This is a genomic window from Enterobacter cloacae complex sp. P38RS, assembly GCF_014930775.1.
Taxonomy (GTDB): domain Bacteria; phylum Pseudomonadota; class Gammaproteobacteria; order Enterobacterales; family Enterobacteriaceae; genus Enterobacter; species Enterobacter bugandensis.
The window spans coordinates 140,885-161,210 of the sequence record NZ_JADBRS010000014.1 but is presented as its reverse complement, the minus strand read 5'-3'; the positions used below and the strand labels follow the sequence as shown (position 1 = coordinate 161,210).

The 20,326-nt window shown below is 54.1% G+C and carries 17 protein-coding genes; all 17 read right to left on the bottom strand.

Annotated features, from left to right (window positions below):
• Positions 1-20: 20 nt before the first annotated feature.
• Complete coding sequence (locus tag IM303_RS16560; RefSeq protein ID WP_047366809.1) at positions 21-533, bottom strand: hypothetical protein; 513 nt, start codon at positions 531-533, stop codon at positions 21-23.
• Positions 514-3,054: a type VI secretion system Vgr family protein gene (locus IM303_RS16555; RefSeq protein ID WP_193051690.1), complete on the bottom strand. Its 2,541-nt coding sequence runs from the start codon at positions 3,052-3,054 to the stop codon at positions 514-516. Before IM303_RS16555 ends, IM303_RS16560 begins: the two co-directional genes overlap by 20 nt.
• 157 nt (positions 3,055-3,211) lie before the next feature.
• The gene (tri1, locus tag IM303_RS16550; RefSeq protein WP_048998863.1) at positions 3,212-4,312 is read right to left on the bottom strand and encodes an ADP-ribosylarginine hydrolase Tri1; all 1,101 of its coding nucleotides are present in this window, start codon (positions 4,310-4,312) and stop codon (positions 3,212-3,214) included.
• Between the two features lie 36 nt (positions 4,313-4,348).
• A complete protein-coding gene (locus IM303_RS16545; protein ID WP_048958537.1) occupies positions 4,349-4,720 on the bottom strand; it encodes an immunity protein Tsi6 family protein in 372 nt (123 codons plus the stop codon).
• A gap of 88 nt (positions 4,721-4,808) precedes the next feature.
• A complete protein-coding gene (gene tri1, locus IM303_RS16540; RefSeq protein ID WP_063942330.1) occupies positions 4,809-5,876 on the bottom strand; it encodes an ADP-ribosylarginine hydrolase Tri1 in 1,068 nt (355 codons plus the stop codon).
• 25 nt (positions 5,877-5,901) lie between these two features.
• The gene (locus tag IM303_RS16535; protein WP_192971786.1) at positions 5,902-6,252 is read right to left on the bottom strand and encodes an immunity protein Tsi6 family protein; all 351 of its coding nucleotides are present in this window, start codon (positions 6,250-6,252) and stop codon (positions 5,902-5,904) included.
• Positions 6,253-6,600: 348 nt separating this feature from the next.
• Positions 6,601-7,674 (bottom strand): hypothetical protein, encoded by a 1,074-nt coding sequence (locus IM303_RS16530; protein ID WP_047366826.1) that lies wholly within the window; start codon positions 7,672-7,674, stop codon positions 6,601-6,603.
• A gap of 22 nt (positions 7,675-7,696) precedes the next feature.
• The gene (locus IM303_RS16525) at positions 7,697-8,131 is read right to left on the bottom strand and encodes a hypothetical protein (protein ID WP_028013479.1); all 435 of its coding nucleotides are present in this window, start codon (positions 8,129-8,131) and stop codon (positions 7,697-7,699) included.
• A gap of 24 nt (positions 8,132-8,155) precedes the next feature.
• The gene (locus IM303_RS16520) at positions 8,156-9,211 is read right to left on the bottom strand and encodes a PAAR domain-containing protein (RefSeq protein WP_193360094.1); all 1,056 of its coding nucleotides are present in this window, start codon (positions 9,209-9,211) and stop codon (positions 8,156-8,158) included.
• Between the two features lie 22 nt (positions 9,212-9,233).
• Positions 9,234-11,192, bottom strand: coding sequence for a type VI secretion system Vgr family protein (locus IM303_RS16515; RefSeq protein ID WP_193360093.1), 1,959 nt, complete (start codon positions 11,190-11,192; stop codon positions 9,234-9,236).
• Between the two features lie 64 nt (positions 11,193-11,256).
• Complete coding sequence (locus IM303_RS16510; RefSeq protein WP_223824753.1) at positions 11,257-11,667, bottom strand: hypothetical protein; 411 nt, start codon at positions 11,665-11,667, stop codon at positions 11,257-11,259.
• Between the two features lie 279 nt (positions 11,668-11,946).
• Positions 11,947-13,365 (bottom strand): serine/threonine-protein kinase, encoded by a 1,419-nt coding sequence (locus IM303_RS16505; RefSeq protein WP_193360091.1) that lies wholly within the window; start codon positions 13,363-13,365, stop codon positions 11,947-11,949.
• A 24-nt stretch (positions 13,366-13,389) separates the two neighbouring features.
• Entirely contained in the window at positions 13,390-16,005 is a 2,616-nt protein-coding gene (gene tssH, locus IM303_RS16500; protein ID WP_192971783.1) for a type VI secretion system ATPase TssH, read from the bottom strand.
• A 35-nt stretch (positions 16,006-16,040) separates the two neighbouring features.
• Complete coding sequence (tssG, locus tag IM303_RS16495; protein WP_045630816.1) at positions 16,041-17,084, bottom strand: type VI secretion system baseplate subunit TssG; 1,044 nt, start codon at positions 17,082-17,084, stop codon at positions 16,041-16,043.
• The gene (tssF, locus tag IM303_RS16490) at positions 17,081-18,952 is read right to left on the bottom strand and encodes a type VI secretion system baseplate subunit TssF (RefSeq protein ID WP_045260272.1); all 1,872 of its coding nucleotides are present in this window, start codon (positions 18,950-18,952) and stop codon (positions 17,081-17,083) included. Before tssF ends, tssG begins: the two co-directional genes overlap by 4 nt.
• 2 nt (positions 18,953-18,954) lie before the next feature.
• The gene (gene tssE, locus IM303_RS16485; RefSeq protein ID WP_028013485.1) at positions 18,955-19,518 is read right to left on the bottom strand and encodes a type VI secretion system baseplate subunit TssE; all 564 of its coding nucleotides are present in this window, start codon (positions 19,516-19,518) and stop codon (positions 18,955-18,957) included.
• Positions 19,511-20,323, bottom strand: coding sequence for a type VI secretion system accessory protein TagJ (locus IM303_RS16480; RefSeq protein WP_192971782.1), 813 nt, complete (start codon positions 20,321-20,323; stop codon positions 19,511-19,513). The genes tssE and IM303_RS16480 overlap by 8 nt, the downstream gene beginning before the upstream one ends.
• Positions 20,324-20,326 lie beyond the last annotated feature (3 nt).

The window sequence follows — 20,326 nt, the reverse complement described above, 5'->3', positions numbered from 1 at the left end:
GAGTAATGAAATAAACATTTTTAGTCAGCGCTAATAGCGACCCCACCCAAGCAGTCAGGTTTTTTTACCGTGAAACTGAAGCTTATTTTTTGCCCATTCATATCCTTTAGCGCTGTATAACTGGTCACTTCGTTCTCCGAACGGCCTCGTGGATAATCAGTTAACGTCAGTTGCGGATAATGTTTTTTAACAGTGTCGAGAGTGATGCACTGGCCGGACGGTGAAAAATTCAGTAACGGTGCCATCCCGTCACTTTCTTTACTTAAACGTAAATCAATTGCAGTAATGTTCGTTCCATCCGCCAGTTTGATATCGTCGGCATTGTAGAAATTGATATATTCATTTTGTTTCGTTAGCTTGAATGACAACGGAGCGTTATCCAGACTGTTAACGGACAATGTTTTGAGTGATGCGCTCATTTCTTCAATGAACTGCCAAAGATCCTGTTTCTGCATGTTACCTCCTGCCATTCCCGTCGTTAATAAAGCCGCAAGCACCGCACCCGTTTTTAGACTATGGATAATTTTTATCATACCAACCGCCATAATAATCTTCGTAATATTGCCCTGTGGTAGACGTTTGTTCGCCTTTGCCAAAGATACGGCCTATCTGCGTACGCGCTTCACTTTCCTTTATAGCCCCACGTTCGAGAGAATCATAGATACGATTATATTGTGTCTGATTTGCCGGATTGCCTGCAATACCTATATCCCCACCCTTGTTGGCTATGATTTCGCGTTGGACCCGGATATTGTTCAAGGTTGCAGCGCCTTCATCACTGAGTGTGCTGTTGAGATAGGCGTCGCGCGAAGAAAAATCAATGTTGGGTTCATATAAAGCGTGACCACTTTCATGTGACAGAGACTGAACGACTGCATTCGGGTTACCGAGCTCATTTTTATCAACGGTAATAACGCGCTTTTGACGATTGGCAAACGTCCCCTTGCCTGCTTCACCTTCTTCAAATGTCCAGCCTCGTTTCTTTAACGTCGCTATGTCATTTTTCATCGTCGGTGATTTATCGACAAGACTATCTACATCCTTTCCATATCCGCTTGAAGGAACATTGGATGCTGGAGGCGTAGCGTTTTTAGAGGTTTCGGCTGGTGCGCTGGCAGCCACACCAGCCTTACTCTCCTTTCCCGGCGTAAATTTCGCCTGCACCGCCGCATCAATATCCCCTTTATGCCCAGAACCCGGCGCCGTTGTGCCCGGCTTGGTGCCAGAAGTATTCAGATGCAGCTTACCGCCCGTGGTGATATAACCATCCCCTTCCACGAAGAAGTTAAACTCTTTGCCGATCAGGTTAATCTTGCCGTTAGCGTTCAGCTCAATAGCGCTCTCACCTGAGACCAGCCGCAGCTTCGTCCCGGATGCAATAACATACTGCTCGACCGCCGCATCCAGCTTGCCTTTCCCCGTCAGGATCTCGGTTCCACCTTTCACCGCTTGAGTCTGGTTTGCTTCCACACGATGCAGCTCATTTTTCTTCACGTAATGGCTGCGCGCCCCGCCGACGCTGTGCGTTTCATCATTTTTAACGCTGGTATCCATATTGCGCTCGGCCTGGATCCATACCTGTTCTGCGCCCGCTTTATCCTCAAAGCGCAGGGCGTTGGCGTTGTCCACGGAGCCCCCTTTCGTGCGGCTCATAAAGCCCATCTGCGTCGCTGCGGCCGGTAGCGCCCACGGCGGCATGCTCGCGTCGTTATACACGCGGCCGGTAATAATCGGACGGTCCGGGTCGCCGTTGATAAAGTCCACCACCACCTCGTCGCCGACGCGCGGGATCTGCACCCCGCCGTAGCCCTGGCCCGCCCACGCGCTCGACACGCGAACCCAGCAGGAGCTGGTGTCATCGCCCTTCGCCAGCCGGTCCCAGTGGAACTTCACCTTCACCCGGCCATATTTATCCGTCCAGATACTCTCCCCCTTCGGCCCCACCACCTTCGCCGTCTGCGGGCCGTAGGTGCGCGGCCAAGCCGTGCTCTGCGCCGGGCGGTAAACAACCGCCGACGGAATGACCGTGAAATCGGTACGGTGTATGGTCTCCCCCTCGCCGCTCGCGTAGCGGTTCTCCTCGAAGTGGTAGCCCGCTGCCGTCACCAGATACTCCCCGTTGTCGCTGAAGAACGGCGCGTTGGTTAACGTGAAGGTGTGCCCTGGCGCTATCCCCGCCGCCGTGGCGGTGGCCTGAATCTGCTGATGCTCCACCTGCCAGCGCTCCTGACGGATACGGGCATAGAACTCCCCGTGACCTTTGTCCACAAAGCGACCCGGCCAGTCGTACACGTCAATGCTGCCCGGCTTCGGCGACGCCGGGTTCTGCTGGGCCTGGAAAAGCCACGCGTTCGGCTTGCGGAAGTCATAGTCGTCGAGGCTGTAAATCCCCGGCGTCACGCTGTCCTCCAGCGCCCACTGGCTGATGCCCTCTTCATCCGTACTGCCGCCGGACGGCGTCTGGTGGTAAGGAATGACCTCATAGCCGCTGAACGGCTGATGCTGCGTGGCGGCGTCAGTCAGCACCAGGGTGTGCTTGTCCGCATCGTGGCTGAAGTGATACGCAATCCCCTCCAGCTCCATCAGGCGGCTGATGAAGTCCAGGCTCGACTCCTGATACTGCACGCAGTAGTCCCAGACCCGGTAGCTGCCGGTGAGTTTATCCTCAACGTTGACCTGATGCTCACCCAGCAGGGTTTTCACAATCTGCGGCACAGTCTGGCCCTGGAAAATACGCAGGTTACGGTCGCGCTTCATTGGCCACAGGTCCGGCTCCACCGTCAGCTGATACACCGCATAGCGGGTGCCCGTCAGCTCAACGGCGCTGACCGCCACGCGGGTAATTTTTCCGTTAATATAGCGGGACGTCAGCAGATTCTGCGTCGGGATGGTCACCGTGACCGGCTGGCCCAGCAGCTTACTGCGGTCGATGCGTGCGTTCGTGCCGAGCACGGTCAGCGCCAGCGCGAACGACTCGGACATCGCCTCGCGGCCCGTCAGTTTCCAGAAAAGCAGCCCCTCCACCGGGAGCTGAACGGTAATTCGGTTGAGCATAATCATTATTCCACTATGGACTAATCTCAGTGCCAGAAGTTAACTCATTTCAATACGCAAAGCGTAAACGCTGCTGGTTTGATAATGAGTAGCTGTAAGATTGACTTCTCATGCCACAAAAAAACTACTTTTCCTGAATTTTCATCGAGATAAACAGTTACAAGAAAGTATCTTCAGGGGCTCTATCGAACAATTCACCAGCCATTTTGGCGATACGTTCATGTTGTACGAGTTTATTTTTCCACTCCTGCGGAATAGCGGAATAACCATATAATGCTCCCGCTATTTGTCCCGCCGTTGCCGCAACGCTGTCAGCGTCATCGGCAAGATTGGCAGCCAGCAGAATCGCATCCCGGAAATTATCAGTATTCCATACGGACCACATCGCGGCCTCAAGCGTATCGATTACATAACCACTTGAACGAATCTGATCGCGAGTTTTTTTCTTATATTCACCCGCGTTGATAATCATTACACGTGGCTGAAGCGGCATGACATGCGGAGAAAAAATAAAATCTTTATTGCTACCATTAATCATATGCACAAGCAAATAACTTAAATACTGAGTGCTATTTATTGCTTCCGCGGCACCGTGTGTTGCGATACTTTGTTTTTTTGCTTCATAAAACGATTTGTTTAATGATTTTCTAAAAAAAATTGAGACAGGTGCTTGTCTGATAATGGATGCATTACCTGCAGTTTCTGGCGCAGTATTACCGCTCCACCCGGGACCAACAGTTAAATATTGATCTAAAGCAAATCGAGTTGTATTACCTATATCAAAACAGATGCCATTTGAACTGTTATAACCATGCTGATACCAGTCCAGAAGCTTATTCCTGAAGCATATAGTATCAGCATCACCTTTCTCAAGAAGCGTTTCCGCAAGACATAATGCCATGGATGTATCATCCGTCCATTCACCTGCGCGGAGTCGAAATGGCCCACCACCTATCATATCTTTGACATGTGCTTTGTCACGAGGTAAAAATTCAAGCGTTGTACCTACGGCATCTCCAACAGCAAGACCAATAAGCGCACCGACAGCACGATCCCGTGATTCCGCGAGTGAGATGTTACATTGTGGTGTTAAGTCCCATTGTTTTTGTACATCGCAATCAAAAGATGATTCTAATAGTTTATCATTATATTTATACTGCATCTTCTGCTGGACTGAAAGACTGCTAACAGGTAAGTACTTACGATATATATCTACATATTTTAACAATACATTCAAATTAGCATGTAAGTCTATCACCATTCACCCATAATAAAAAATTTTTAATATCAACCCCTAGAATTCATCAGGATATTTCATTTTAAGATTATGTTGTTTCATTCTGTAATTGGCATCAACCTCATGCGGCAGTCTAACCTTTAAGCCTCGGCGGATTTGATCCACAATAAACCAGGCATCCGACAACCTTTCAAAAAACAACTCATCAGAGTTATCGAACTCCTTCACTGCATACATACCGAACGTCATTTCCCATAATTTCGCTTTATCCTTTTCCTTGCCTTCAATTAAATCCCAAAGAAATAATAATTGTTGTACAATAGAGTCGTACATTTGTAAAAGCGGAGAGTGAGGATCCTGATTTTTGACCTCAGCATATCTCTTTTTTGCTAAAATTAATGCTTTTTCAACATAACCAAAGATTGTCATTTTATCCTTTGCATGGGATTTAGTTAAATTAAAGCATCACACCAGATTGAAGTCATTAGATTCCACCGTTTATCATTGGCAATTCTAACTATAAGAAATTATCCTCAGGTGCTCTATCGAATAATTTACCCGCCATTGTAGCTATCCGTTCGTGTTGTACGAGTTTGTTTTTCCAAGCCTGCGGAATACCGGAATAACCATATAATGCTCCCGCTAATTGTCCTGCCGTCGCCGCAACGCTGTCAGCGTCATCGGCAAGATTGGCGGCCAGCAGAATTGCATCCCGGAAGTTGTCAGTATTCCATACGGACCACATCGCGGCCTCAAGCGTATCGATAACATAACCACTTGAACGAATCTGATCGCGAGTTTTTTGCTTATACTCACCCGCATTTATGATCATTACGCGCGCGCACAGTGGGAAAACATGAGGGGAAAAAGCTTCTTCTTTTTGATAACCGTTAATTAAATAGTGCAATACCAATCCGAGAAATTGGCATGCGTTAATTGACTCTACCGCGCCATGCGTTGCTCGACTCTGAGCCTGGGATTCGAAGTAAATCGCACGCAGCGATTTTCGACGAAAGATAGACACCGGTGCTTGACGAATAACCCCAGCATTACCAGCAGTGTGTTTCTCTGTATTACCATACCAGGAAGGTCCGACACGCATATACTGTTCAAGTGCGAATCGCGTCGTATTCCCGATATCGAAGCACCGACCATTACTACTATTCTCTCCGTCAAGATACCATTTCAGGAGATATTTTCTAAGCACATCGGTGTGCATTCTGTTTTCTGAAAGATAAGTCTCTGCCAGACATAATGCCATGGACGTATCATCTGTCCATTCACCAGGTTTTAATTGAAAAGGTCCCCCACCAATCATATCCGCTACATGTTCGCTGTCTCTGCGTTTAAATTCAAGAGTAGTGCCAACTGCATCTCCAACAGCCAAACCCACTAACGCCCCAAGTGCTTTATCGCGTGAAACATCTTCATTTGTGATTAAAGGTAATATTTCATCCCATACATGAGAGGAATTTGAATCATCAATGCTGCTTCTTATTACCTTACGAACATTAACTGGCATGTAGTTACGATAACGATCGGCATAATGATTAATTACTGAGTCTTCGCTGTAAAGATCTATCATCCCGCACCCTTTAATCAAACGTTGTTTACCACTTGCGATATCGTTTTTGCCTTTTCAAATACTCAACGTCTTGCTCATGAGGGAGAATAAACTTCAATCCTTTTCCCATTTGCGAAGCTATATAATTAACATTGGACAAATGCTGAGCAAGTTCTGCATCGGTTGTATCAAACTCTTTTGACGCAAGCACTCCAAGATTTAATTTGTGCAATTTACTTTTATCTTTCTCAGACCCCGTTAGAATAGACTTAATATAGTCCAACTGATTCTTCGCCATAACATATAAAGAAAATGTAGGGTTTTCATATAATCGATGATTAATTGCATCAATAGCATCATTGATATAATCCAGCGCGGTGTAATTTTCTTTACTCATGAGTCACCTCAAATACTGCCCTGGCGATGGCCTGAACCTGCGGATGCTCCACTTCTACCTGTTATACAGCATAGTGCGTGCCCGTTCTCTCAACGGCACCGTTCGCCACATGGATAATCTTGCCGTTAACATAGCGGGATGTCAGTTTTCAGAACAGAATATCCACTCCCGCGAGCTGAACGATAGTTCAGCTGAGCATGATTTTTTATTCCACGATGATCTGTTCTCAGTGCCTGAAGTTAACTAATCCTCAGAACGAGGGCGGTTATGATATTATTTCTGTGAAACAAAAAATAAAACCACATTTCTATGGTTTTATTTAGATGGCCATGAATTAACTTTGTCAGCTCATCGTTTTTCTATGCGAAACGTAGAAAGAATGATTTCCATGCATCGTTTATTGGCTTCGTAATAATAATCCTGATGATTACGATGAGGCCCAACCACCTCAACGTAACACCACAAATCATTCATTTTAAAGATACGCATATCGTAATAAGCCCTGATATTCTCAGCAGCACTGACTACCTCTCCCGTACAGCTATAAAGATCGCCTGTAAACGAGGGATTGATATCATTTGGGATGCTGGCAATGTCCGATGTCGTAAGAGAGACCGCACTATCGTGGCGGTTAAAGCGCGCAGTTGCTTCATCGAAAATAGCCTGCGCAGCGGGATAATCAGCCTGACGGAAAAGACAGAAATTAATCACTCCATGGTTGACGTTACCTATTGTGTGTTCAATTACCAGACGATTATCATCCAGCGTATTCACCAGCCATGAATCCGGAATTTTAAATCCACTGTCATTTTTGTTGCTAAGGCTGACTGTTTTCAACAGTTCTGAAAGCATCAAATTGCTGCGATGCAGTAAATCCCAGTTGATAGCAATCAGGAAAATAGTATCGGCAATAGTGTTGTAATCTTTCGACGCACAAGCCGTTTTCAAAAGGAAGTAATTTCCCCCACCATTTACAGGATTATAATCCTTCTGCACCGTATACCGTGAAACGACCTCATCACCCGATGGCATCGTTTTAATGGACAGGATATCCGCAAACTTCCCGCTTCCTGAAGGATGCGTAATTATTCTTTGGCTCAGTACTTTCTCACCCATTAAATCGAGCTTATTTATAAGCCAGTCTGACGCATTCATCTCCCACTGACAGTGTTCATATGCAGCCCAGACTTCAATATAGGGGCCGGTGTCATCGGCGATGTATCGTCCGATATTCGTCAGCCCAACCTCCTGAAATGTGATCGGCTTTAACTCTGCTGGCTTAACATTCTGGGGTAACAATAGCCAGTAATGAAGCATCTCTTTTTCTGCAGAGGTATAGAGACATTTCCAGAAATTTTCCCGAATCTCTTTTTCCTGATCCTTCATCTCAAGAGGAAAAAAATATTGTTTTTCAGCAACCATAATGCAACCTCACTCGTCGCGCTTACTTAAGCCATAAACCCGAAAACATAAGGAAGCTTCCGAGGGTAATTAAGCTTTTAGCAAAGATAAGTAAGCCAGGCGCCACGGCACGTGTCATAGACGATAATTTTTCATAATTTTCCGCGTTGTATCTTTTGTGCCCCCCCATAATCCCGGAAAATAACGTGCAGAGCAGCACTACTGTTATCTTTAATCCCCAAACACACAAGAAAGACATGGATAAGATGATCGAATAATGCTTGGCCGTTGCGACGGAAAATAATGACATTGACTGAGCAAGCCATTTCAACGTAAAGCCAATGACGACCGTAGCCACTAACACTAGAACGAACATTAACCCCGCAAGGAGCCACTGCTTTTTGTTAAATAAATCTTTTCCATTCCAGATAAGCGCTAGCGTCCAAATCATAAAGACTATAAAGAAAAACCAATGCATCACAACGTTCCCCATTTACACATTTTAATCTCCTATCAGGACTGTAACACAGCCAGTCTTAATCACACCATCGCCACTGCCCGCCGCTGGGGACGGCTTACTTTCATCATCGTCATAAATCCAGTCAAGGATCGGTTTGAGAGCAAATTTGATACTGGCATCCCCTCCCAGACCGAGCGCCGCTGCAAGCTCACCGGACACCTTAAGGTTAAATGAATAATCAGTGCTATCAATCCAGGTTCCCACGCCTGCAGAAGCGCCAGCGCTCCCTGCACTCCCTGAAAGTTTGCCATCGGCAACGACTACGCCATAAAAATCGGCTTTAGCCATCGCCTCTCCTTTGACCGCCGCGGCTTCTGCGCCAAGTTCAACATTAAAACCATAACGCCCTTTATTTCCGTCATATAGTTCACTGACGGCCTTCGCTTCAGCGGTTGCCAGGTATACATCCCCACCGACGCCGCCGTATTGTTGCCCTTCTTTTCCAATGCTTCCCGAGGCGCCATATTGTATTGCGGTGGCGTTTGCATTGAGATTAATCGCCCCGTAATCAGCTCGATCGGTCACTAACGTGCCGCTGGCAGTCGCCACCCCTACTTTAGTACGTACCTCGCCTTTATATTTATCCTGACTTTTTGTATTCCCGACCGTGATATCGGCAAGTGCGAATCCGGCTGAAGCCGTATCGGGTTTTCCAAAGCCGGATTTATCTTCAAGGCTTGCATAGGCGCCAAGCACACGGGCGTCGTAAACATCACCATGTATAGCACCATCTTTACCCGCATCCTTCGCCGCCGTTCCGCCCCAGTATTGCGGAGGTGCGGGTTGAGTGGATGCGACCGCAGGGGTCGCTGAGGTATTGCAACCCGTCTTGTCACCTTCCCTGGCGAGAGGCAAACCATTCACAAATACCGTTGTTGAACCACTGAGAATACTTCCCTGACCATGTTGGGAGCATGAAAGCGGGTCGCCTTTTCGTGCTGCCGGAAATCCGCCAATAATTACGTTGGGACTTCCGCTTTGAATTGGGCCAGTATGTGCGCTGGAATCAATGCGCGCTCTGGCGGCTGGTTTTCCCATAATAGCGTTCTCTGTACGCAGATTAACTGTTAACTTTTACAATCGCGCCCTTAATATCGGTAAGGTTAGTTCCCGTTATACTCACCGTATCATTTGCTTTGAGCTCGGTATTGATCCCATCACCTAGTCTTGTAAGCTCATCACCTTTGAAGATGGCTTGTTCCACAGCCTCTGCTTTGAGGTTGCCTTGGCCTACGTGAATCTCAATGGTATCCGGGGCGATCAGAATATAGTTGTCTTTAACTTTGAGTTTAATCGTGGTCACAGATTCCAGCAGCGCGTTACCTTCTTTATCCATGGTCAAGACGGTTTGATCTTTCCCAACGTTTATAACGTGCTTGTTACCAATATTATGCGTTTCATTATTACCTACATCTGATTTCAGGTTCCGCTTAATCGTAATATTCTCATCCTGTCCGATGGTTTTTCTACGATCGACACCGACATCATGAGTTTCAGAATTTTCAATATCCGTATCCATATTTTTTTCTGCATGGATCCAGATCTGCTCGTGCCCGGCTTTATCTTCAAAACGGAGAATATTGGCATTGTCTTTATGGCCATCTTTGCTGCGGCTATAAAAGCCCATCTGCGTCGCCGCAGCCGGAAGCGCCCACGGCGGCATGCTTGCGTCGTTATACACGCGGCCGGTAATAATCGGACGGTCCGGGTCGCCGTTGATAAAGTCCACCACCACCTCGTCGCCGACGCGCGGGATCTGCACCCCGCCGTAGCCCTGGCCTGCCCACGCGCTCGACACGCGAACCCAGCAGGAGCTGGTGTCATCGCCCTTCGCCAGCCGGTCCCAGTGGAACTTCACCTTCACCCGGCCATATTTATCCGTCCAGATACTCTCCCCCTTCGGCCCCACCACCTTCGCCGTCTGCGGGCCGTAGGTGCGTGGCCACGCCGTGCTCTGCGCCGGGCGGTAAACCACCGCCGACGGAATGACCGTGAAATCGGTACGGTGTATGGTCTCCCCCTCGCCGCTGGCGTAGCGGTTCTCCTCGAAGTGGTAGCCCGCCGCCGTCACCAGATACTCCCCGTTGTCGCTGAAGAACGGCGCGTTGGTTAACGTGAAGGTGTGTCCGGGCGCAATCCCCGCCGCCGTGGCGGTGGCCTGAATCTGCTGATGCTCCACCTGCCAGCGCTCCTGACGGATACGGGCATAAAACTCCCCGTGACCTTTGTCCACAAAGCGACCCGGCCAGTCGTACACGTCAATGCTGCCCGGCTTCGGCGACGCCGGGTTCTGCTGGGCCTGGAACAGCCACGCGTTCGGCTTGCGGAAGTCATAGTCGTCGAGGCTGTAAATCCCCGGCGTCACGCTGTCCTCCAGCGCCCACTGGCTGATGCCCTCTTCGTCCGTGCTGCCGCCTGACGGCGTCTGGTGGTACGGGATGACCTCGTAGCCGCTGAACGGCTGATGCTGCGTCGCGGCGTCGGTCAGCACCAGGGTGTGCTTGTCCGCATCGTGGCTGAAGTGATAGGCGATCCCCTCCAGCTCCATCAGGCGGCTGATGAAGTCCAGGCTCGACTCCTGATACTGTACGCAGTAGTCCCAGACCCGGTAGCTGCCGGTGAGCTTATCCTCAACGTTGACCTGATGCTCGCCCAGTAAGGTTTTCACAATCTGCGGCACCGTCTGCCCCTGGAAGATACGCAGGTTACGGTCGCGCTTCATCGGCCACAGGTCCGGCTCCACCGTCAGCTGGTACACCGCATAGCGGGTGCCCGTCAGCTCAACGGCGCTGACCGCCACGCGGGTAATCTTGCCGTTAATATAGCGGGACGTCAGCAGGCTCTGCGTCGGGATGGTCACCGTGACCGGCTGGCCCAGCAGCTTACTGCGGTCAATGCGCGCGTCCGTGCCGAGTACGGTCAGCGTCAGCGCGAACGACTCGGACATCGCCTCGCGGCCCGTCAGTTTCCAGAACAGAAGCCCCTCCACCGGGAGCTGAACGGTAATTCGGTTGAGCATAATCTTTATTCCATTTAGCTTATGCGATGCAAAAAAGCGGGTCGCATCTCTGATAAAGCATCATTCAAGAAAGGGGCTTTTCCCGCTCGTTCATCCAAAAAACAAGAGAGTAGATTTTCAGTGACTCTGATGTGACAAATAACCCTACATTCAACCAGACGTTTGAAATTCCAAACACGCTTACTAAAAGAGGGAAAAATGAGACTGAACATCTGAATGAAATCAAACGAAATAATTCCTGAGCAAGAGCAAATTTGACTGCGCCGTTCTTTCGTTTGAAGAATAACCAGGCCGAAGCAAACAAAGAGAGTAGTAAAAGTAAGTCAAGCACAAAAAAAAGCATGACCAAAATGCTGAAACCATCACCTGCAAAATAATTCAACGAAGCACTAAATGCTTTTGCGTCAGAAAGAAATGGGATTCTGTTGTGGCGTACTGAATTCGCGCAATAAATTAAAATTGCGAGAAGATCCATACTTCCCCAGAAATACCCTGATTTACTCTTTAAATGAGCGACATTTTGTATATGCACGTAATTAACACTGACAAAAATGGAATTCCGCATCTTCGCTTCAGCTAACTCTCCGGGGTCGGAGACAAAAGGGCCTGTCGTTTTTCACTGACGGTGGTCAATTAAGACCACCGCTACTAAGCCAACTGAGCTTTCAATCCTAAAGCGATTTTGTACATAAAGAGGAGAGACGCTCTTCGAACACCTTTGGAATAAGTCTCTGGCCTTGAAGATCGTGCATTACTAAGGATTCACCAGCCAGGTGCCCGGCTTGCTGATATCCAGCGTCTGGCTGCGCGTTCTCCCGTTGCCCTGCAGTTCAATCTTCGCCTCTCCGGCTGGCAGCTTGAGCGAGGCATAGCCGTTGGTCGCCGGACGCAGCGCTTTTGGTTCGCCGTTCACTTTCAGCATTTCACCGTCCTGGATACGGATATAGACCAGCGCAATCGGGCTCGCGGCAGGCGGTGGCGTCTGCTGTGCCGTCGCCGGCTCGCTCACCGTCGCCGTTTCTGGCTTCACCTCTGGCGCGTTCGCGGCAGTTTCTGTCGGACGCGTCTCTGACGGAGCCTGGGCAGACTGCTCAGGCGCATCATTCCCACCGCTGAACAGCATCGCCCCGGCGACAACGCCCACCAGCACGCCCGCGGCAACCATGCCCGGGATCTTATAGCGACGCCAGTCGAGCACCGAAGCTGGCTTCTCTTCCTCTACCGGAACCAGCATGGTGCCGGTCTTTTTGGCGGTGAGCACGTCGTTGATCCCGGCGACCGGCATCTCAATCAGCGCCGCGAATTCGTCGATAGACTGCGGACGGTCCTCCATGTGCAGCGCCAGCGCGCGGTCGATGGCCTGCAGCAGCGGAATGGAGTAGCCCTGCGGCATGATTTCCACCAGCGGCTTACAGGTATCCTGGATGGAGCGCACCACGCTGACCGGCGGCGGAGAACCCACAATCAGGGTACGCAGCACCGCGCCGAGGGCGTAAATATCCGTCCACGGCCCCTGCTCGCTCTCGTTGTCGTCGGTGTACTGCTCAATCGGCGCAAAGCCGGGGCGCAGCATGGTTTCCGTTTCGTCGGAAAGGTTACCGATGGTGCGGCGCGCGGAGCCGAAATCGAGCAGCACCGGCAGGCCGTTATCCTGGATCTGAATGTTATCCAGAGAGATATCACGGTGCAGATAGCCTTCGTCGTGGATGGTCTTGATCGCGCCGAACAGCATCGGCAGCGTGCGGCGGATCCAGGCCTCGTTGATCAGCTCCGGTTTTTCTTCGCGCAGGCGTGAAAGCGTGGTGCCGCTGTAAAACAGCGTCCCCATGTAGGCCGTGTCGTTTTGCACCCAGAAACGCAGGACGTGCAGCAGGTTCGGGTGGTTAAACCGCGCCAGCAGACGCGCTTCCTGAATAAAGCTGTTCAGGCCCGCGGAAAATGCTTTGCCAAAGCGCTCGCTGCGCAGCACCAGGGTCATGTCGTCGCCGCGCACGGCGAGCGAGGAAGGCATAAATTCTTTGATAGCGATAGTGCGTTCGAGCTGGTGATCCCACGCGCGATAGACAATGCCAAAACCGCCGCCGCCGATCACCTCTTTGATTTCAAACTCGTTGAAGCGGTACCCGACCGGGAGCGCGTTTGGGACAGTCCGATTGTTATCATTATCCGTCATCTTTTACAGTTCTCTTGATGATTATTACGCGGCAAACTGACAGTGAAACTCGCCCTGCTCGCAGGTGACATGCAGGCGTCGGAACTGCTCGTCGCTGCGGCTGGCGGTAAGTAAGATCTGGCTCATCTGAGGCAGCAGGGTGTTAGTCAGAATAGCATCCACCATGCGGCCACCGGACTCCACCTCGGTGCAGCGCTGAACAATCTGTTCCACCACGCTGTCGTCAAACTCAGAAATAATGCTGTGATTCTCTTCCAGACGACGCTGAATGCGCTTGAGCTGCAGGCGCACAATCTGCCCGAGCATCTCGTCGCTGAGCGGGTAGTACGGCACCACCAGCAGGCGGCCCAGCAGCGCCGGCGGGAATACTTCCAGCAGCGGCTGGCGCAGCGCGCCGCTTAACGCGTCAGGCTCCGGCATCAGCTCCGGATCGGCGCACATGGCGCTTATCAGCTCGGTACCCACGTTGGACGTCAGAATGATAATGGTGTTACGGAAATCAATGTGGCGCCCCTCGCCGTCCTCCATCCAGCCTTTGTCGAAGACCTGGAAGAAGATCTCATGGACGTCCGGGTGCGCTTTTTCAATTTCGTCCAGCAGCACCACGCTGTAAGGGCGACGGCGCACGGCCTCGGTTAACACGCCGCCTTCACCATACCCTACGTATCCCGGAGGCGCACCTTTTAAGGTGGAAACGGTGTGCGCTTCCTGGAACTCGCTCATGTTGATAGTGATGACGTTCTGCTCGCCGCCGTACAGAGATTCCGCCAGCGCCAGCGCGGTTTCAGTTTTCCCGACGCCGGACGGGCCGCACAGCATAAAGACGCCCACCGGTTTGTTCGGATCGTCGAGCTTCGCCCGCGAGGTTTTCACGCGTCGGGCAATGAGATCCAGCCCGTGACGCTGGCCGATAACGCGCTGGTTCAGCGTATCGGCAAGGTTCAGCACCGCGTCGATCTCGTTTTTCACCATCCGGCCCAGCGGGATCCCGGTCCAGTCAGAGACGACTGCGGCGACCACGTTTTCATCTACCGCGGCAAACAGCAGCGGCTCGTCACCCTGTAAGGCGTTCAGCGCCTGCTGCTGCTCCGCCAGCTGGCCGCGCAGCTCGGCGGTCTCTTCCTCGCCCGCCGCAAACAGCGCGGCGCGCAGGCGGATGATCTCCTGCACCAGACCGCGCTCGTCTTCCCAGCGCCGGGCCAGAGCTTCGCGTTTTGTTTCATACGCGTCGCGCTCTGTGATTAACGACGCTACGCGGTCGGCCTCACCGGCGCCGACGCGCGCTTCGCGTTCAGCAATTTCAATTTCCACGTCCAGCGCGGCAAGATGGCGCAGGCAGTCTTCCAGCTGCGCCGGCGGCGCGCTCTGGCTGACCGCGACGCGGGCGCAGGCGGTATCGAGCAGGGCTACGGCTTTGTCCGGCAGCTGACGCGCCGGAATGTAGCGATGGGACAGCTTCACCGCCGCGCTGACCGCTTCGTCGAGCAGCAGGACCTGGTGGTGCGTCTCCAGCGGCGACACGGTGCTGCGCAGCATCAGAATCGCTTTCGCTTCGTCCGGCTCGTGAACCTGTACGGTCTGGAAACGGCGGGTCAGCGCCGGGTCTTTCTCAATGTACTTTTTGTATTCCGCCCAGGTGGTGGCACCGATGGTGCGTAGCTGACCGCGCGCCAGGGCCGGCTTCAGCAGGTTCGCCGCATCGCCTGTTCCCTGCTGGCCGCCTGCACCAATCAGAGTGTGGATCTCATCGATAAACAGAATAATCGGCGTGGCGCTGGACTGGACTTCGTTAATGAGCGCCTGCAAACGGGCTTCAAACTCGCCTTTCATGCCCGCGCCTGCCTGCAGCATGCCGATATCCAGCAGCCACAGCTGAATGTTCTGCAGTGGCTCCGGCACGTCGCCGTCGGCGATACGCAGCGCCAGCCCTTCAACGACTGCGGTTTTGCCGACCCCGGCCTCCCCGGTCAGCAGCGGGTTGTTCTGGCGGCGGCGCATCAGGATATCCACCATCTGGCGGATCTCCTCGTCGCGCCCGACAACCGGGTCAATCTTCCCGTCGCGGGCGCGAGCGGTCAGGTCCTGGCCGTACTGGGCCAGCGTACCCTGAGCCGCCGGGACCGCACCCGCGGGTGCGTCGACGGCGGCAGCGGCCTGCTGCGTCTCTTTGCTGTTGGCGCAAATAGCGTCGAACTGCTCGATCAGAACTTCGACGTTGAGGCGGGTGAACTGCAACGAGATGCTTTTCAGCACGTTGGCCAGATTCCAGGTCTTGAGGATGCCGATCAGCAAATGGCCGCCGCGAATGCGGCTGACGCCAAACTTCAGCGAGCCGAAGACCCAGGCGCGCTCCACGGCGCTGTCGATATGTTCGGAGAGATCGGAAACGGAACTTGCGCCGCGCGGCAGAGCGTCCAGCGCCGCCACGATATCGCGCGTTAACTGCTGTTCGTCGAGGGCAAAGTGGCGGATGACCTGCTGCAGATCGCCATCCTGCTGCTGCATCAGCTGATGCAGCCAGTGCACCAGCTCAACGTAGGGGTTGCCGCGCAGCTTACAGAAGGCAGTCGCGCTTTCCAGAGAGGTAAATAACAGCGTATCCAGTTTGCCGAAAAGCACGGCACGGCTAATTTCTGACATGTTCGGTTCCGTTGATAACAATGCGTTAGAAAAATTTATCGCTCTGCGCGATACACCAGATCGCCACGCGGGACAGGCTGCGGCTGATGCCCCAGCCAGGTGTTAAAGCCTAATCGCCCATCGCTGCCGAGCGTGGTGCCCTGCACCGCGTCTTCACGCAGGATCACCCGTGTTTCCCATTCAAACTCAATTCCCGCGTACTGGCGCACCCAGTCGCGCAGCTCGGTGACCCACGCTTCGCCCGGCAGAAAGCGGTTGTACTCCTCCGCGCTCAGCGGGCCAATCTCGATACGAAACTTATGCTGCACGTCGCGGACGGCGACGCCGAGAAAAGCGGATTCCCCCATGCGCGGCATGCGGCGTCCTGCTCCCAGCTGCGCCTGCTCGCGGGTGGAGAGCGGCATCCACTGCGGCACGTTGCTCACCAGCTTAACCGGCGCTTTAAAATAGCTGCGCAGGATCTTCTCCAGCCCTTCCGGATCCCGCCCGTGGCGGGTCAGGTGCCCGGCGTGGGTAAAGCGGGCATGGGCGCTCAGGCTGCCCTTGTTCATCTGACCCGGCTGCCCCATGCCGATCAGCGACGCCAGGTAGCCCTCAAAGCGCTTATTGTCGGCGCGATCGAGGGAAACGGCAGGCTGCGCATCCGCCCAGGCGCGGTAAAACAGCAGCGCCAGACGATGATGGAACAGATCGGCAAACGCGCTGAGGCTGGTGTCCTGGTGATGATGAATCCGCTCGCGGGCATACTCGGTCATGTGGACCGGCAGCGGGCCGTTCGGGCCAAACAGGCCAAAACTGAGGATCGACACCTCATGCAGCCCGCTTTCCTCACGCTGTCGTACCTGGGCCAGCGTCGACGGCGCAAAGCTCATTGAGGGCTGCTGGCCAATGCGCAGCGGCTCAAATTTCGGCAGCGGCGCGCGTCCCAGCGGGTAGCGCTCGCCGCCCTGTGCATCAATGCGCCTTAACAGCTGAAACAGATCGTAGCGCCAGGGCGTCTCGCGGACCCCGTGCCAGAACGTATCCGGCAGCTTCGTCAGGCGATGCACGCGCAGCGGTGCGGTGGCAGCGTCACTCATACCAGCGCCCTTTTACCCATGCGCGGCGCCCAGTAGCCTATCTCGCCGCGCTGCTGACTCTTCAGGGTGAACTCGGTGAAGCTGTTGATGGAGACCAGGCGGGCAAAAAGGCGCTCCATCACGCTGCCGAAAAGCCACGGGCTGGCGCCGGAAAACGCCCGCTCGTCCACCGTCAGGGTGATGCCAATTCCGCGGGCGAAAACGACCGGACCGGGTTCAGGCACGCGGCGGTGTACCGGCTCCAGCACGCAGTGGCGAACCCCCTCCACCTGACGCGCAACCGGCGTTTCGGCCAGGTTGGCGTACAGACCTAACAGCTGGCGCAGCGCCGCTGCCCCCTCTTCATTTTCGCTGTCCATCAGGCTGAGGTAGTTCATCTGCAGCTGGCTGATGAGCCGCCAGGTGCTGAACCCTTCCGCCAGCGCCGGACGCGGCGGCGTCGGGCCTTTGCGCAGGGTTAACCCCTTCACCGGCATGGAGTCGGCCATAATGAACTGCCCGAGCTCCTGCTGGAGCATCAGCGGCAGGTCGCGGCTGGTACAGAGCACCTCGGCAGAGATGTAGCGCAGGTTTTCCTGCCACGGGGCATGCTGCTCATCCACCAGCGAGACAAAGACTTCCGAGCCGATATAGCCGGTACGGGTGCCGTAGCGCAGGGCGTGCTCGGAGAGCACGCGCTGTTCCCGGCGCAGGGAAAAATAGGCCCCGTAGTTGCCCGCGTCGCCGCTCCAGGTACTCCAGAACGGACGAAACGTCTGGTCGTCGCGCTGGCCGTCGGCGCTGCCAAAAATTTTATTTACCGCATAAATTTCGTAGTCCAGCGGGCGGATGTTATCGACTACCAGATGGTATTCATGCTGGCCTTCATTCAGCTTCTGCCGGGCCGCCACTTTCGGGAACAGGTTGATGACCGGCGTGCAGTGCAGCGCCAGATGGCTGGCGTCGACCACGCGCTCCAGCTGTTCATCCGACTTATCCAGCAGAATGAAGATATCGAAGGCTTTTTCGTTTTCACAGCGCTGGATAAGTGTGCTCAGACCGCTCAGGCTGATAAAGCGGAAGCGGGCCGGAAACGCAAAATACTCCTGCAGCAGACGGTAGCCGTCAAAGTTGCGCAGATCGTCCGGGAGGAGCGCCTGGTCCGGCGCAAAGCCCTCCTGACGCAGCGCATCCGTTGCCAGCAGCTGTCGCTGCGGCTGCGGGCTGACCGTCTGGCAGACGATCCCGGCGTGGTGCTCCATCACCAGCTCCAGCAGCTTCAGCGCCTCAATGTCCGGGCCGCTGAGGAAAAACTCCAGCCGGTCAAAATTCAGGTGCCCGAGATTTTGCGGGCCGTCGCAGGCAATGCGGATCCGCAAGGCGCTGTTGATCCCCCGCTGGCTTAAGCCGAGCTGCGCCAGCGGCAGGTCAGCGGGCACGCCGCCGAGCTCCACTTTGTCGATTTTCAGCGGCAGCAGATTGACCTCGTGCGCGGTGGTATAGCTGCAGGTTACGCCGGTTTTTTTCAGCGCCAGGCTGTCCATCATGGTGCCGCGCGGCACGATAAAGCCGTTGCTCAGATCGCCGCGGCTGCTGTCGGGCTCAATTTCCGCAATCGCCATTGAAGGGGTGGGCGCGAGGTAGTTCGGCGCGATCATCTCCAGCAGACGCTGGGAGAAACGCGGAAACTCCGCGTCCATTTTCATTTGCACGCGGGAGGTCAGAAACGCGAAACCTTCCATCAGGCGTTCGGTGTACGGGTCCGCCACTTCGATGCCGCGCATGCCCAGCCGCCCGGCGACCTTCGGATAGCGTTCGGCAAACTCGGCCCCCATTTCGCGCAGGTAGGCCAGCTCACGGTTGTAATATTCGAGCAGTTTACTTTCCATGATTACCCCGCATCTTTCAGTTCAAAATGGCCGTTTTCCAGATCGACATCGGTGCGAAACAGAAACTCCAGCGGGTACGGCACACACCATAAGCGCCCTTTAATCTCAATGGAGAGCACGTTGTGCAGATCCAGCGAGGAGGTATCCGACACGCAGCGGACCTGCAGCCCCTGCGGCAAAATGCGCGGTTCAAAATTGATGATGGCCTCAGTGAGCTTGCGCTGAATGTCGTGCCATTCGATGTCCGACATCCTCTTCCCGGCGAGCGGCGCGACGCCGAAGTTAACCACCGAGCGGCTCACGTGCGGTAGCGCGCTTAAATCGCCGGAGGCATCGTGGTTGATGGTGTTAAACAGCCACTGCAAATCCCGCAGCACGTTACGACGCAGCGCGGCGTGGGTGATCAGGTTGCTGTTGGCCGGCTCGCGTTTTTTTTCCGGATCGTTATCGGTGAGGCGATCGAGCAGCGAAGGCTGCATTTTGTCGCGCGCCCCCACCTTCTCCTGCCTGCTGCGGGCTTGCCAGCCGCTGCGCAGCAGATCGCCTTCGCCAGCGGGATTACTCATCGTCTCCATCCATCGCAAACGACACGAGGCTTAACGACAGCAACGGGCTTTCGCTTTGCTCGCTGAGCCAGGCTTTCTGGCCCATCCCTTCGTACAGGGTGCCGTCCTCGTCGAGCGGCTGCCACTCGGTAGTGCGGCCCAGTTTGATCGCATCCGACGCATCGGCAGCAAACGGGTAACGCGCCGGGATCTGACATACCTGCTCCGTACCGTCAGTCAGGCGCACCAGCGCGTGACGCCAGACCAGATCGGTCACGCTGGCAGGCGCCTGGAAACGGATCTCGGCGATAGCGTTAAACGGCAGCCAGAAATAGCGGCCGTTCACGATGGTTTCGCACACCGGGCCGAGACGGGCATCGCCGTCCATCAGCCAGTCAAACGCCTGAGCTTCATCGTTTTCGAGGCTGATGTGACCGGGAGTGGCCTGCGCTTGGTCAAGCGCTTCCAGGCGCAGCGACCGGGCACGCTCGCCCTCCTCGCGGAGCGCCGCGGCCAGGGTGGTCAGCCACGGCCACTGCGTTTCAGGCATGGCCGGACGCGCCTGCCCCGCCATCACCTGTGCGCGCTGCAGCTCGCCCTGAATGGACTGCTCCAGCAGCGTGACGGTGGGTTTCGCCTGCGGCTTCAGCGCCAGCCAGCTTTTCAGCTGGGTCAGCGCGCGCGTCCCGTTGCCGCTGAGGATTAAAAACTGCACGAACGCGGCGCGGAGGTCTGCATCTGCCGGACGGGCTTTGATCTCCGCTTCAAGACGCGCCAGCGCGTCGTTGAGCGTTTCACCCGCCAGGTGTTGATAGAGCGTATTCATAGC